The sequence below is a fragment of the Streptomyces spongiae genome, from assembly GCF_009377185.1.
Lineage (GTDB): Bacteria > Actinomycetota > Actinomycetes > Streptomycetales > Streptomycetaceae > Streptomyces > Streptomyces spongiae.
Genome location: NZ_VJZC01000256.1, coordinates 1 through 13,508 on the forward strand (window position 1 = coordinate 1; position 13,508 = coordinate 13,508).

The following is a 13,508-nucleotide window of genomic DNA, read 5'->3' on the forward strand; positions in this document are numbered from 1 at the left end:
GTGGTGGGACGTGTGTGCGGGGTGCGCGAAGCGCGGTCCCCTCGGGCCCTCGGGCACGGGCGTTGTTCGCCTGTGTGCCCGAGGGCGTGGACGGACGGGTCAGACGCGGACGGGCTGGGGGTGGTCGTCGGTCTCCGGACCTGAACCTGCCTCCGGGGCAGGGGACTTGGCGAGTTTCTCGCCCTCCACGTCCACGTTCGGCAGGATCTTGTCGAGCCAGGCGGGAAGCCACCATGCGGACTTGCCGAGCAGGGCCAGCACGGCCGGCACAATGGCCATGCGGACGACGAAGGCGTCGAAGAGGACGGCCACGGCGAGGCCGAAGCCGATCGTCTTGATCATGGCCCCGCTGGCGCCGATGAAGCCGGAGAAGACGGCGATCATGATGACGGCGGCGGCGGTGACCACGCGTCCTCCGTCGTGGAAACCGGTGAGGACGGCCTGCTTCGGCGTCTCGCCGTGGACATACGCCTCCCGCATGCGGGTGACCAGGAAGACCTCGTAGTCCATGGCCAGGCCGAAGACGATGCCGACCATGAAGATCGGCATGAGGCTCATGATGGGCCCGGTCTCCGACACCCCGATCAGGTCGGCGAGCCAGCCCCACTGGAAGACCGCGACGACCGCGCCGAGGGCGGCGAGGACGGAGAGCAGGAAGCCCAGCGCGGCCTTGAGCGGGACGAGGACGGACCGGAAGACGGCCATCAGCAGCAGGAAGGCGAGTCCGACGACCAGGACCAGGTAGGGGATCAGGGAGTCGTTGACCTTCTGGGAGAAGTCGATGTTCACCGCGGTCTGGCCGGTGACCAGTACCTTCGCGCCCGTGTCCCTCTCGACGGCCGTGCCGGTGTCGCGGATGCGCTCGGCCAGGTGCTCGGTGGATTCGGAGGCGGGCTTGGACGACGGGACGGTGGTGATGATCGCGGTGTCGCCGGCCTTGTTGAACCGGGCCGGGGCGACGGCGGCCACGTCGTCGAGCTTGCCGATCCTGGTGACCACCTCGGCGGCGGCCGTCTTCGGGTCGTCGCTGTGGGCGGCGTCGACCACGACGACGAGGGGGCCGTTGAAGCCGACGCCGAAGCCCTCGGAGAGCAGGTCGTAGGCGCGGCGCTGGGTGGTGTCCGTGGGCTGGGCACCGTCGTCGGGAAGACCCAGGGTCATGGAGGCCGACGGGATGGCGATCACACCGAGGCCCACGACGCCCGCCAGCAGGACGGCGACCGGACGCCGCAGCACGAACATCGCCCAGCGCACGCCCATCGGGGGCTTCACCGTGCCGTTCGCCTCCGCGGGCTCCTTCTCTTTCTTGCCGGGCTTCTTCTTGCCGGGCTTCTCCTTGCCGGGCTTCTTCTTGGACAGGACCCGGTCACCGGCGAAGCCGAGCATGGCGGGCACCAGCGTGATGGCGATGATCACCGCGATGGTGACGGATCCGGCCGCCGCCAGGCCCATCTTGGTCAGCATCGGGATGTTCACCACGGCGAGGCCGGCCAGCGCGATGACCACGGTCAGGCCCGCGAAGACCACCGCGGAGCCCGCGGTGCCCGTGGCGCGGGCGGCGGCCTCCTCCTGTGGGTGTCCCTCGGCGAGTTCGGACCGATAGCGGGAGACGATGAACAACGCGTAGTCGATGCCGACCGCCAGACCCAGCATCAGGGCCAGCACACCGGCGTTGTCGCCCAGTTCGAGGGGCGAGTTCAGCGCAGTGAGGGTGAGGAAGCCGATGGCGACGCCGATGAGCGCGGTCAGCAGCGACAGTCCGGCGGCCACCAGGGAGCCGAAGGTGATGACCAGGACGATCGCCGCGACGATCACGCCGATGACCTCGGCGGCCGCACCGTGGGACTCCACCTTGACGGCGTTGCCGCCGGCCTCCACGGTCAGCCCGGACTCGCGCGCCTGCTCCAGGGTGTTGTCGAGCGCGTCGTGGGAGTCCTTGTCCACCTCGGCCGCGGTCACCTTGTAGGTGACGGAGACGTACGCGGTCGAGCCGTCCTTGCTGACGGCCCCGGCGGTGTAGGGGTCGGCCACGGAGGCTATCTGGTCGGAGCCGTCCTTGACCTCCTTGACCGCCTTCTCCACCTCGGCCTTGTGGGCCGGGGTGGTCATCGTCTGCCCCTCGGGGGCCTTGAAGACGATGCGGGCGGTGGCGCCGTCCGAAGTGGAGCCGGGGAAACGCTGGTCGAGCAGGTCGAACGCCTTCTGCGACTCGGCCCCGGGCAGCGTGAAGGGCAGCGCCTTCGTGGCCGGTGCGCTGAGGGCCGCGGCGACGGCCGCGCCCAGCAGGGCGAGCCAGACAAGGAGGACGACGGGGCGCCTACGGAAGCTGGAACGCCCCAGTTTGTACAGGAATATGGCCATGGTGCTCTCTCGGTCAGGTCGTTGGGAACGCCCGTCGGGATACGAGGGCGTGCGGAGGTGGCCCGACGACGTGAGCGGTGCGCGTCAGGTGACGGTGTTCATTTGTGCGGGGACGCGGGGAGCAGGAGAGGCGCCGTGGTCGCGGGGCCGCAGGAGGCCGAGCAGGCGCGGAAAGCCAACGGCACGGGGAGGCCGAGGGCGGGGAAAGGGGGTCGTGCGGACCGACGGCGGGAGAGGTCGGTCACTGGCGGCCCGGAGAGGATGCCGGGCGGGATCAGGTCAGATGCCGAGCGGGATCAGGTCAGATGCCGAGCGCGGGGAAGACCAGTGCTTCCATGTTCCGCCGGACGTCGTCCTGGGTCATCGCCGTGTCGCACAGCAGCGGGCGGGCGATGGCGAGGCTGCACAGCATCGGTGGGACGAGGTCCAGCGCCGGGCAGTCCGGGGCGACCTCGCCTCGGCGGACGCCGCGCTGGAGGATGGCGTGGATGTCGTCGAGGACCGGGTCGATCATCACCTCTCTCAGGGTGCGGCGGAGCGCGGGGTTGTCGAAGATCGCGTGGGCCAGGCCCAGTTGCAGGGCGATGTCCTGCGCGAGCTCCTTGTTGTGGGAGTGGTCGGCCAGTGCGTACAGGTCGCCGCGCAGCGAGCCGGTGTCGATCGTGTCGATCCGCACCGGCCGGTGGTACTGCACCGCGGCGGCGACCAGTTGAGGCTTGCCGCCCCAGTCGCGGTAGAGGGTGGCCTTGCTGAACCGCGCCCGGGTGGCCACGGCCTCCACCGCGAGCGCCTCGTATCCGACCTCGCGCAGGAGGTCCAGTACGGCCCCGTAGAGCTGGGCCGCGCGCAGGGGGGTGAAGCGGCTGCGGCGAGCGGTCGACTGCTCGGCCATGGCCTGCCCCTCTCCCTGGCGAAACGATGCCGTTCTCTTTGGATGGCATCAGGCTAGCCAGACCGGCAAGAAAACGACACCGTTTCCTTTGTGTCATGGGTCACATTTGACGGACGGGAAGCGAGGTGACGCCTCCTCGCTCACCCCTCCGCGCGGCTCGCCGGCACGGCAGCCGCACCTGTGTGCATGCTCGCCAGCTTCTTGCCTCCCCACCGCACCAGCCGGCGGCGCATCAGTCCGATGAGCCTGTTGCCGGGTACGAAAATGTGTCCCTTGACGCGTGCCGCGAACTGCTGCTTGCGCACGAACGGACGCAGTTCCCGTTCCCACGCGGCCAGCGCCTGGGCCAGGTCGCCGGGGTGCTTCTCGATCATCCGCCCCAGCGTGTCGGCGCCGAGGAGCCCCGCGGAGGCGCCCTGGCCCGAGTACAAGGAAATGCACCACGCGGCGTCGCCCATCAGGACGACCCGGCGCGTGTGCCACGACTCCATCCTGACCTGGTGCACCGAGTCGAAGAGCAGGTCCGGGGCCTGGTCCAGTTGTTCCAGGGCGTGCCGGATCGGCTCCGCGTGCGCCACGTCCGCGAACCGGTCACGGAGCACCTCGCGCGGCGGGCGGGTGAACTGACCGTCCTCGTCCTTGGTGCGGTAGGCGAGCAGCGCCGTCGGCGCCCTGTCCTTGAACGCGAAAACCCAGAGGGATCGTCCGGGTTCGGCGAGGATCAGGTTGTCGCGGGGAGCTACGTGAGGCACCTGCTCCTGGAGCTGGAAGGCGCAGATGATGGCGTTCAGCGGCTTCATGAACCGCTTGTGCTCGCCGAAGACCAGGGTCCGGACCGTCGAGCGGAGTCCGTCCGCGCCGACGACGAGGTCGAACCGCTCTTCGGACAGGCTGTCCGTGGCGATGTCGCGCAACTGGACGTCCACGCCGTCCGTACGCTCGTCGATCCTGGCCGGGCTCACGCCGAACCTGACCGGTACGCCGTCCAGGCAGGTCCACAGGGCTTCCTCGATGTCACCGCGCAGTACGGCGTCCGGACGATCCCGGTGCTCGATGAGTCCGAAGCCGCGCGTGCGGTTCTCATGGGAGTCGACTTCCCACGTGCGCGGCGGTACTGGGGTGCGGGTGTGGATGTGTTCGTAGACGCCCATGCTCTTGGCGGCGTTCCTGCCGCCCGGGTACAGCCCGATGAAGTAACCGCCGGTCCGGCGGTTCGGTGACCGCTCCACGATCGTCGATTGCCAGCCTGCCTGTCGCAGCCGGATCGCGGTCGCCATGCCCGCGATTCCCGCGCCGACGACCAGTGCTCTGCCTGTGGTGCCTGAGGTGGGGGGAGTCATCAAGGTCCTAGGTGTGTTTTTGCGACGTCACGTCGCAAACATTAAAGACGCAGCGTCGTAAACATTACGACGCTGCGTCGTAAAAAGAGTGTCAAGGGTTCCTGGCAGGCAGGCTCATCGAGAGGATCGGCCCGGACTGTCGGCCCGGGGTGGAGGAGTCGGGTCAGGCCCGAACGGCGCGCAGCAGGACGGTCTTCACCTCGCGCGTGATGTGCGCCAAGGACCGGTCTCCGCGGCTGAGCGCCCTTACGGCGGCTTCCGCCGCACCCGCCATCATCGCGACCGTCAGCGCGACATCACTGCTCGGCCGGAACTCACCGGTCTCGATGCCGCGACGCACGATGTCCTCGATACGGGAGTCCAGGCGTGGCACCTCGGCCTCGCCGGGCCCGGCGAGCAACGAGCCCTGGAGGGCCTGGAGGACCAACAGCCGCGGGGCCCCGCCGGAGAAGTCCGCCAGCAGGCGGTCGATGACGGCGAGCAACTGCTCCTCGGCGCTGACGGCGACGTCCGTCTGTGCGTCGAGATCCGCCAGCACGGCGAGCATGGCGCGTCGGACGGCGGCGACGAGCAACGCCTGCTTGTCCTTGGCGTAGTTGTAGACCGTGTTACGGGCGATGCCTGCCCGCTCGGCGACGCCGGCGAGTGTGATCTCGGCGAAGCCCTCTTCCTCCAGCGCCGCTTCGAACGCGTCGAGCAACCGGGTCATCGTCTGGTCCCGGTGCTCGGCGACGCTGGCCGCACGGATCCTGGGCATCGCCTCAGCAGACCCTCGTCAACGCGGACGGGACGCTCGGAGGAGCGCTGTCACACGTCATGGAGCGGGTCTCGGTCACGTCGTCATTGTCGCAGACGGCCGCTCGCGGACGGCTCGCGGTCTGCGCCACGGCGCCCGTCCCACCGATGTCGCGGCGCGCCGTGCCCCCCACTCGGCCCGGCGCCTCGTCGCCCCCTGCGTCAGCCGCGCCGTTCGTCCGAGAACACTCGGGTGACGAGGCCGAATGCGTCGGCAAACAGCTCGCGGTCGCGGTGCGGGACGTCAGCGGTGATGCCGTGTTCGGCCGTGTCATGGGCAAGGTGGTCGGTCGCCACTTTGAGTACGGCGTTCACGGCGGCGGCCTGCACGCGAACCTCGAACGCGTCGGGCGGCATGCCCATGCGTTCGGCGAGCACGTCGGCGAGCGTGTCTTCCGCGCGCTCCAGGAGTACGAGGTAGACGGCTCGCAGCGCGACTTCGTCACGGGCCATCCGGATCACGGCGTGCGCTGCCTCGATGTCCGCGCTGGACGAGTCGAGGACGGGTTGGTAGGCCACGCGCAGGTGCTCTGCCAGATCGATGCCGGCCGGCCAGGCTTGCAGGACCACGCGGAAGGCGTCGATCACCTTGGTGAGCAGTGGCTCCACGCAGCTCTCCTTGCTGCGGAAGGTGCGCCACAGCGTGCTTTCGGAGACGCCGGCCGCCTGGGCGATCTGCTGGCCGGAGGTGGCGGCCACGCCCTGTTCGGCGAACAGCCGGACCGCGTGGCGGGAGATGTCGAGGCGTTGCCGCTCGCGTTGCTCGTCGCTCACCGGCGGCCGCCCCCGGCGGGGTGCACGGCCGTCGTTCACTCTGAAGTCCACCATCGAGCGATCTTAAGCACGCCTGCGGCATCGTCCGACGGGCCAAAACTTTATTGACAGCTACTGTCAATAAAATGCTACGGTCCAGCTACCGGAACGATCACCGGAGGAGAGCCATGAGTGTTGCCGCCGAGCGTCCGCAGTTACCCTTCACCCGACCGAACGTCCTCGATCTCGCACCTCTGTACGAGGTGCTGCGCCGTCAGGCGCCGATCACGCAGGCCACCGCCCCGACCGGGGATCCCGTCTGGCTGGTCACACGCTTCGAGGAGGTGCGTGACCTGCTCGGCGACAAGCGACTCGGCCGCTCTCATCCCGAGCCCGAGCGGGCGTCACGTGTGACCACCGCCGCGGTACAGGACGGACCCGCGGGCAGCTACGACACCGAAGCGGCCGACCACACACGGATACGTCGGCTGCTGACCCCGGCGTTCTCGGCCAAACGGATGCGGATGCTCTCCGATTACGTGCAGGACCTGACCGACAGCTGTGTCGACCAACTGCTCGTCGAGCATGCCGCCGCACCCGACGGCGTCGTCGATCTCCACACCGGGCTGGCCTTCCCGCTGCCGGTCGCGGTCATCTGCCGGCTGCTCGGCGTGCCCGAGAGCGACCACGCGTACTTCTCCTCCTTGTCGGATCGCATGGCCAACTACGCCATCGGCGACGACGCCCACCGGGCACGGGAGGAGTTCAGCCGCTACATGGCCGCTCTCGCCGAGACCAAACGCGCACAGCCGGGCGAGGACGTGATCTCCGACCTCGTCCGTGCCCAGAGTGCCGACCCGGACTTCGACTACGCCGACATGGTCCGACTCTGTGTCGGACTGCTGTTCGCCGGGCACGAGACCACGGTCAACCGCATCGGCCTGGGCACGCTCTTCCTGCTCACCCGCCGCGACCAGTGGCAGGCGCTGACCGCCGACCCCGCCGGCCGGGTCAACGCCACCGTCGAGGAGATCATGCGCATGGGCGCGCCCGGTGACCTCGGTCTGCTGCGCTACGCCCACACCGACCTCGACGTCGGCGGTGTCACCGTCCACCGCGGCGACGCCCTGATCCTTTCGGTCAACGCCGCCAACCGCGACGCGTCCGTCTACACCGACGCCGAGACCTTCGACCCCGACCGCCCGGAACGCAACCACCTCGGATTCGGCCACGGCGCCCACTTCTGCATCGGAGCGAGCCTGGCCCGCGTCGAACTGCGCACCGTGTTCTCCACCCTGGCCCGCCGTCTGCCCGATCTCCAGCTCGCCAAGGCGCTCGACGAGCTGGAGGTGCGCACCACCCTCACCGGTGGAGTGACCGAGCTTCCCGTGACCTGGTGAACACGCCGGTGTGAGCGTCCGCCTCCGGCTCCGGGGCGGTGCTCGTGCAGATGCCGGTCTCCGCATCGCACCAGCCGCCGTCCGGCTCGATCTCGATGAGCCGCAGCGGGGCGGAGGGGGTGTCAGCCATTGATCTGCTCCCATGCCTGGTTGATGGCGTCGGTGTACTGGCGGGCACTGGCCGTGCCGGGGATGCCGAGGCGCTCGCCGAGAACGGTGAACGGCACTCCGCGGGCGCCCAGGGTCACGGCGGCGTCGTGATCGGCTTGGACGGCGTCGGCGTAGCGGTCGGTGGCGAGCACGTCGCGGATCTCATCGGCGGGGATGCCCAGTTCCTCCCCGAGACGGATCAGTGTGTCGTGCTCGAACGTGTCGGGGTTGCCGCCGAACAGCTCGGCGTGCATCGCCGACATGTACTGCAAGCCGACGCCGTGCTCGTTGCCGAGGTGGACCAGGCGCAGCATGTCGAGCGTGTTGCGCACGGGCCGGTCGAGGACGTAGGGCAGACCGTCGGCGGCGGCCTCCCCGGCCACGCCGTTCTCCATCGCGCGCGCCTGGGCGGGAGTGACCCCGAACTTCGCGACCCGGTACTCCGGGATCCAGGTGACCTGGGTGGGAACGTTCGGGTCGAGCTGCCACGTGTGGATCCTCAGCTCGATGTCGGCCGCGTGCGGGGACCGCGCGACCGCGGCGCTCAGTCGGCGCTCACCGACGTAGCACCAGGGGCAGAGCACATCTGCCCACATGTCGATCGTCAGCCGGGGGGATGTCATGACCCGTACTCCTCTACTTGAGTGCGATGGGGGTGATGGGTGATCCGACCGAGCCGGTGACCTTGAGGCCGGGGGCGCACAGGAGGAACTCCCAGACGCCGTCCTCGGCGCAGTCGGCGGCGAGGGCCTCGAAGTCCCACATCTCGCCGAGGGTCAGGCCCATGTCCCGGATGGCGACCTGGTGGAACGGGGCGTAGGTGCCTTCGACCGGGGACGGGTAGACCTCGACGGCCCAGTTGTCCGCGGCGACGGCGGCGACCTCACGGTCGTACAGCCAGCGCAGGGTGTCGAGGCCGAGGCCGGCCTCGTTCTCGCCCATGTACCGGTCGCGGTCGCCCTCGGCGAACCACTGGTGCCACCCGGTGCGGACGCAGAGGATGTCGCCGGACTCGACGGTGACGCCCTGGCGTTCCTCGGCTGCCAAGAGGTCGGCGGCAGTGACCTCGTAGGAGTCCGCGAGCCGGTCGACGCCCTTGAGCGCGGCGATGTCCAGGAGCACCCCGCGCGAGATCGGGCGTCCGGCCACCTTGTCGAAGGAGTCCCTGGAGGCGCCCGTGAAGTTGTTCACCGTGGCGGCCGGCACGTTGTTGTAGAAGTGGCCGCCGTATCCCATGTGGGCGAGGCCGTCCCACTGGGTGGCCGCCTGGAGGCTCATGACCACCAGGTCGTCGGTGCCGAACATGCCGTCGGGAGCGCCGGTGCTGTCCGAGGGCAGCAGGGTCATCAGGTGCTGGGGGTTGTCCCGGAAGGTGTTCGGCGTGGCCGGGCCCTCCTTGCCGAACGACATGCCGAGGTCGAAGGTCTTTCCGGTCCTGACCAGCTGCGCCGCGGCGACGAGCTTGGCGGGCGTGATGAAGTTCAGCGTGCCGACCTCGTCGTCGTCACCCCACCGTCCCCAATTGCTCAGCTCCTTGCCGAGTGCGTGATGCGGCCATGTCGTGGTGTCGCTCATGTGTCTCTCCTCAAGGTGTGTACGGATGCGGGCTGGTGTCGCGCAGGAGGGCACCGGCTGCCCGTTCGACCGTTTCCGTGTAGCGATCGCTAAAGCGGTGGACGGCTACACTGTAACGACCACTAAAGCAATCGCGCTACGGGCGCCCACGGCCGAGCCGGACGAGGGAGGGGAAGCCATGCCCAGGGGAGGCAAACGCGCCTTCGACGAGGAGGCCGCACTGGACGTGGCCCTGGAACTGTTCTGGCGCCAGGGCTACGAGGCCACCTCGATCGCCGACCTGACCCAGGCGATGGACATCCGGCCACCCAGCCTGTACGCGGCCTTCGGCAACAAGCGGCAGCTCTTCGAAAAGGTCCTGGACCGCTACGCCCAGGCACGCTCCCCGCTCTCGCGCGAGGCGCTGGCGCAGCCCACGGCACGCGAGGTGGCGCTACGGCTGCTGACCGGCCTGGTCGAGGCGTACACCACACCGGGCAAACCCCGCGGCTGCCTGACCGTGCAGGCGGGACTCGCCTCGGGCGAGGACGGCCGCGCGATCGTGGAGGTACTCAAGGCGGCCCGCAACGACTACCGCAAGGCTGTCCAGGACCGCTTCGAGAAGGCGGTGGCGGACGGAGACCTGCCCGCAGACATCGACTGCAAGGCCCTGGCGCGCTTCCTCATGGCCACCGCCGAGGGCCTCGCCGTCAACGCCGCCGCCGACGCGCCCCGCGAAGAACTGCTGGCCGCCGCCGTCCTCGCCGCACGCGTGGTGCCCGCCGGCTGACGGGTGACGGAGCGCGGGACCGCCCGTTCTCCTCGACCCGGGGATGAATCGATTCACAAAACGAACCAGTCGGGGCGCGTGATCGCTGCCAGCTCTTCCCAGTAGGCAGACAGGAGGCCTCTTCACTGCCTGATCTTCCCAGCCAGAAACGTTTAAGTAGCCCTATTGACTCAACTTGCGCCTTCTCATTAGCGTGCGCCGAAACGTTCCAAACCGGCCGAGTGCTGCGGCACTCCGGGGAGTGGTTCCTGACAAGAAGGGAACGGGCATGTCTCTCAACAGGTCAGCCACGCGTCGGCAAGTGGTGGTCTCCGCTGCCGCGGCCGTGGTGATCGGCGCGGTGAGCCCCGCGCTCGCCGACACGTCATCGGACCCGGCGGCTTCCGCCGAGAACGACTGGACGGCGAAGTGGATCGGGCGGGACACCCCGCAGGTGGCGCCCGAGCTGGGCAAGCAGAACCCCGCACCGCTGCTGCGCCGGGCGTTCGCGCTGGGCAAGCGCGTCAAGCAGGCCAGGTTCAGCATCGTCGGACTCGGCTACTACGAGGCGTGGGTCAACGGCCACCGGGTCGGTGACCAGGTCCTGGACCCACCGCCGTCGGCCTACGACCAGACCGCGTACTCGCGCACGTTCGACGTCACGAAGTCGCTGCGCGGCGGGGACAACGCCATCGCCGTCACCTTGGGGCGCGGCTACCTCAGTACCCCGGAGACCACTCCGACGACGCTGTTCGGCCTGTCGAAGGCCCCCTGGACACAGGAGCCGCGGCTGCTGGCGCAGTTGGACATCGTCTTCGGCGACGGCAGCAGACACCGGGTCGTCAGCGACGACACCTGGAAGATCACCGACGGGCCCACCCGTGACGCCCTGTACTTCGGTGAGTCGTACGACGCCCGCCTGGCCAGACCCGGCTGGACGAACGTCTCCTACGACGACTCGACCTGGGAGACCGCACGCGTCCAGCCGGCGCCCACCAAGCAGGTGGTGCCCGCCGACATGCCACCGGTCAAGGTCACCGAGACCTTCGGCCCCGCCGGCGTCACGAGGCTCACGACCGGCACGCGGGTCTACGACTTCGGCCGGACCACGGCAGGCTGGGCCCGCATCAAGGTCAGCGGCGCGGCCGGAACGACGGTGACCCTCGTCTACGGCGAGCAGCTGAACGACGACGGCACCGTGTTCCAGTCGGCCATGCTCGGTCCCGCCCCGGTCACTCACCTGGATTCCTACACCCTGGGCGGCAAAGGCAAGGGAACGCAGACATGGGAACCGAGCTTCACCCGGCACGGCTTCCGCTACGTCGAGGTGTCCACCTCGGCGCCGCTGACCTCGTTCGGGATCGAGGCCCGCGTCGCGCACACCGCGGTGGCGTCGACCGGCCGCTTCGACAGCGCCGACCCGCTGCTGAACAGGATCAACGCCATTCAGCGTGCGTCTCTGCTGGACAACATGTGGGGCATTCCCACCGACACCCCCTGGCGGGACCGGCAGGGCTGGACCGCCGATGCCTACCTCTACCTGGACTCGGCAGCCCTCAACTTCGATGTCGAGGGCCTGTACCGCCAGTGGCTGCGGACGTTCCGGGACTCCCAGCGGGCCGACGGCAGCCTGCCGGTGATCGCACCGAACCCCGGCGGCTTCCCCCTGTGGAACGACCCGTCCTGGTCAGGCACGCTGATCTCCTCCGCGTGGACCCACTACCAGCACTACGGCGACGTCGGCGTGCTGTCCGACAACTACCGGGCCGTGGCGCGCTGGCTCGACCTGATGCGCACCACCATCGCCGGAACGGACGGTCTGTACACCGGATTCTCCTTCGGTGACTGGTCACCGCCCGGCGCGGAGACGGGCGCCACCCTGGCCCTCAGGCCGCCGGAGGGCTCCCTGCTGACCGCCAACGCCGACCTCTTCCACGAGGCCCGTCTCCTGGCCCGGATCGCGAGGGAACTCGGTCACTCCGGCGACGCCGCCCGGTTCGACACCATGGCCGACGCCCTCGCCGAGAAGTTCAACGAGACGTTCCTCGACGCCGACGCGGGCGTCTACCGCACGGCCGTGGCTGCCGGCTACCGCCAGACCTCCAACCTGGTGGCCCTGGCCTACGGGCTGGTCCCCGACGAACACCGGGACGCGGTCTTCGCCAACCTCGTCAAGGACATCACCGACCGGGGCAACCACCTCGACACCGGTGCCATCGGCACCAAACTGCTGCTCCCCGTCCTGACCGAGAACGGCCGCGCCGACCTGGCCTACAAGATCGCCACCCAGACCAGCTACCCCAGCTGGGGCTACTGGGTGAAGCAAGGTGCCACCACATCGTGGGAGACCTGGTCCATGACCAAGAAGGACCTCTCGATGAACCATCCCTTCCTGGGCACCGTGGACGACTGGTTCTACCAGCATCTGGCAGGCATCCAGGCGGCCGCCCCCGGCTACGGCAAGGTGCTCGTCGCGCCGGTCGTGCCGGACGGCCTGCGTCACGCCTCGGCCCATGTGACCACCCCGCGCGGCGAGGTCGGCGCCGGCTGGCGCCAGGAGAAGGGCCGTCTCACCCTCACGGTGAAGGTGCCCGCGGGGACACCGGCCGAGGTCCGTGTCCCGCTCCCGGACGGTGCGCGGAGCGTCACCGCGGATCGGGGCGCGACCCGAGTGGAGCGGAAGGACGGCTACGTCGTCTACCGCGTGCGGGGCGGGACGCACGTGTTCCGCGTGTCCTGACCAGGCATCGAGCCCCGGGCCCGCCGACGGGGACGGGTTCGGGGCCCGGCCGGTTCAGGTGGTTCGGCCGGTTCAGGTGGACTGGCCGACGACGACCTCCGCTGAAGCCGCGCTCTCCCAGATCGCGCGGCCGAGAGGAGTCCGGTCACCGTTCAGCTCCGCCTCCAGCCAGACGCGCAAGCCGGTGAGATCGTCGGAGTCGGCCACGCGTGCCGTCGTGAGCGCGGGGATCGCCAGGCGGCCTTCCACGGTGTCCTCGGCACCGATGACCGCCACATCCGACGGGACCAGCCAACCCAGATCCGCGGCCGCGGCCAGCACGGCCAGTCCATGGCGGTCATCGGCCGCACAGATCGCCGAACCCGGAATCCGCTCCAGAGCCGACAGGGCCGCCACCGCCTGCGGCCGGTGGAGAGGCAGGGTGAACACCTCCGGCTGCGGCATCCCCCGCCGCCGACATTCCTCCCGTACGCCCCGGAGTCGGTGCTCGGACACGACTCGCCGGCTCGAAGGCTCCGGGAACGCGTACAGGACCCGTTCGTACCCGCGTTCCGCCAGGTGTTCTACCTGGGCGCGGCCGATCGCCCGCTCCCAGGGCCGGTCCGCCGCCTCCGGATCGGCCTCGACGGCAGGGAACCCGAACACGTGCCGGGCTCCGGCGGCACGTATCTCCTCATGGGTCCGTACGGTCACGAAGGCGAACAACGCGACGCCGAAGGGCTGCAACGACCGCACCACCTTCACCGCCTCCGCC

General features: G+C 69.5%; 12 protein-coding genes. 3 read left to right on the forward strand and 9 right to left on the reverse strand.

The window, feature by feature from the left end; all coding sequences use genetic code 11:
* Positions 1 to 99: 99 nt before the first annotated feature.
* The 5 genes from FNH08_RS28445 to FNH08_RS28465 form a co-directional block, all read right to left on the reverse strand.
* Positions 100 to 2,361, reverse strand: coding sequence for an MMPL family transporter (locus FNH08_RS28445; protein ID WP_152774390.1), 2,262 nt, complete (start codon positions 2,359 to 2,361; stop codon positions 100 to 102).
* 301 nt (positions 2,362 to 2,662) lie between these two features.
* Positions 2,663 to 3,253 carry a TetR/AcrR family transcriptional regulator gene (locus FNH08_RS28450; RefSeq protein ID WP_152774391.1) on the reverse strand — a complete coding sequence of 197 codons (591 nt, stop codon included), beginning with the start codon at positions 3,251 to 3,253 and terminating at the stop codon, positions 2,663 to 2,665.
* A 140-nt stretch (positions 3,254 to 3,393) separates the two neighbouring features.
* The gene (locus tag FNH08_RS28455; RefSeq protein ID WP_152774392.1) at positions 3,394 to 4,593 is read right to left on the reverse strand and encodes an FAD-dependent monooxygenase; all 1,200 of its coding nucleotides are present in this window, start codon (positions 4,591 to 4,593) and stop codon (positions 3,394 to 3,396) included.
* 163 nt (positions 4,594 to 4,756) lie between these two features.
* The gene (locus FNH08_RS28460) at positions 4,757 to 5,350 is read right to left on the reverse strand and encodes a TetR/AcrR family transcriptional regulator (protein ID WP_152774393.1); all 594 of its coding nucleotides are present in this window, start codon (positions 5,348 to 5,350) and stop codon (positions 4,757 to 4,759) included.
* Between the two features lie 200 nt (positions 5,351 to 5,550).
* Positions 5,551 to 6,216, reverse strand: a complete 666-nt coding sequence (locus FNH08_RS28465) for a TetR/AcrR family transcriptional regulator (protein WP_152774394.1) — start codon at positions 6,214 to 6,216, stop codon at positions 5,551 to 5,553.
* Between the two features lie 113 nt (positions 6,217 to 6,329).
* Between FNH08_RS28465 and FNH08_RS28470 the strand changes: the two genes are divergently transcribed.
* Positions 6,330 to 7,541, forward strand: coding sequence for a cytochrome P450 (locus FNH08_RS28470; protein ID WP_152774395.1), 1,212 nt, complete (start codon positions 6,330 to 6,332; stop codon positions 7,539 to 7,541).
* Here FNH08_RS28470 and FNH08_RS50975 read toward each other — a convergent pair.
* Genes FNH08_RS50975 through FNH08_RS28480 form a run of 3 tightly spaced genes read right to left on the reverse strand, consistent with a single transcriptional unit; the run spans position 7,504 to position 9,266 of the window.
* Positions 7,504 to 7,671, reverse strand: a complete 168-nt coding sequence (locus FNH08_RS50975) for a hypothetical protein (protein WP_194238644.1) — start codon at positions 7,669 to 7,671, stop codon at positions 7,504 to 7,506. The genes FNH08_RS28470 and FNH08_RS50975 overlap by 38 nt on opposite strands.
* Positions 7,664 to 8,314, reverse strand: a complete 651-nt coding sequence (locus tag FNH08_RS28475; protein WP_152774396.1) for a DsbA family oxidoreductase — start codon at positions 8,312 to 8,314, stop codon at positions 7,664 to 7,666. Before FNH08_RS28475 ends, FNH08_RS50975 begins: the two co-directional genes overlap by 8 nt.
* 13 nt (positions 8,315 to 8,327) lie before the next feature.
* Positions 8,328 to 9,266, reverse strand: a complete 939-nt coding sequence (locus FNH08_RS28480; RefSeq protein WP_152774397.1) for a cyclase family protein — start codon at positions 9,264 to 9,266, stop codon at positions 8,328 to 8,330.
* 178 nt (positions 9,267 to 9,444) lie between these two features.
* Here FNH08_RS28480 and FNH08_RS28485 point away from each other — a divergent pair, with 178 nt between their 5' ends.
* Positions 9,445 to 10,035: a TetR/AcrR family transcriptional regulator gene (locus FNH08_RS28485; RefSeq protein ID WP_152774398.1), complete on the forward strand. Its 591-nt coding sequence runs from the start codon at positions 9,445 to 9,447 to the stop codon at positions 10,033 to 10,035.
* A gap of 268 nt (positions 10,036 to 10,303) precedes the next feature.
* A complete protein-coding gene (locus FNH08_RS28490) occupies positions 10,304 to 12,754 on the forward strand; it encodes an alpha-L-rhamnosidase (protein ID WP_152774399.1) in 2,451 nt (816 codons plus the stop codon).
* Between the two features lie 72 nt (positions 12,755 to 12,826).
* Here the strand turns inward: FNH08_RS28490 and FNH08_RS28495 are convergent.
* The coding region (locus FNH08_RS28495; protein ID WP_228034405.1) for a substrate-binding domain-containing protein at positions 12,827 to 13,508 on the reverse strand (682 nt) is incomplete at its 5' end.

Coding starts and splice junctions, on each gene's coding strand:
- FNH08_RS28465 (WP_152774394.1), bottom strand. CDS start 6,216: ATGGTGGACTTCAGAGTGAACGACGGCCGTGCACCCCGCCGGGGGCGG.
- FNH08_RS28480 (WP_152774397.1), bottom strand. CDS start 9,266: ATGAGCGACACCACGACATGGCCGCATCACGCACTCGGCAAGGAGCTG.
- FNH08_RS28490 (WP_152774399.1), top strand. CDS start 10,304: ATGTCTCTCAACAGGTCAGCCACGCGTCGGCAAGTGGTGGTCTCCGCT.
- FNH08_RS28450 (WP_152774391.1), bottom strand. CDS start 3,253: ATGGCCGAGCAGTCGACCGCTCGCCGCAGCCGCTTCACCCCCCTGCGC.
- FNH08_RS28455 (WP_152774392.1), bottom strand. CDS start 4,593: ATGACTCCCCCCACCTCAGGCACCACAGGCAGAGCACTGGTCGTCGGC.
- FNH08_RS50975 (WP_194238644.1), bottom strand. CDS start 7,671: ATGGCTGACACCCCCTCCGCCCCGCTGCGGCTCATCGAGATCGAGCCG.
- FNH08_RS28475 (WP_152774396.1), bottom strand. CDS start 8,314: ATGACATCCCCCCGGCTGACGATCGACATGTGGGCAGATGTGCTCTGC.
- FNH08_RS28485 (WP_152774398.1), top strand. CDS start 9,445: ATGCCCAGGGGAGGCAAACGCGCCTTCGACGAGGAGGCCGCACTGGAC.
- FNH08_RS28445 (WP_152774390.1), bottom strand. CDS start 2,361: ATGGCCATATTCCTGTACAAACTGGGGCGTTCCAGCTTCCGTAGGCGC.
- FNH08_RS28470 (WP_152774395.1), top strand. CDS start 6,330: ATGAGTGTTGCCGCCGAGCGTCCGCAGTTACCCTTCACCCGACCGAAC.
- FNH08_RS28460 (WP_152774393.1), bottom strand. CDS start 5,350: ATGCCCAGGATCCGTGCGGCCAGCGTCGCCGAGCACCGGGACCAGACG.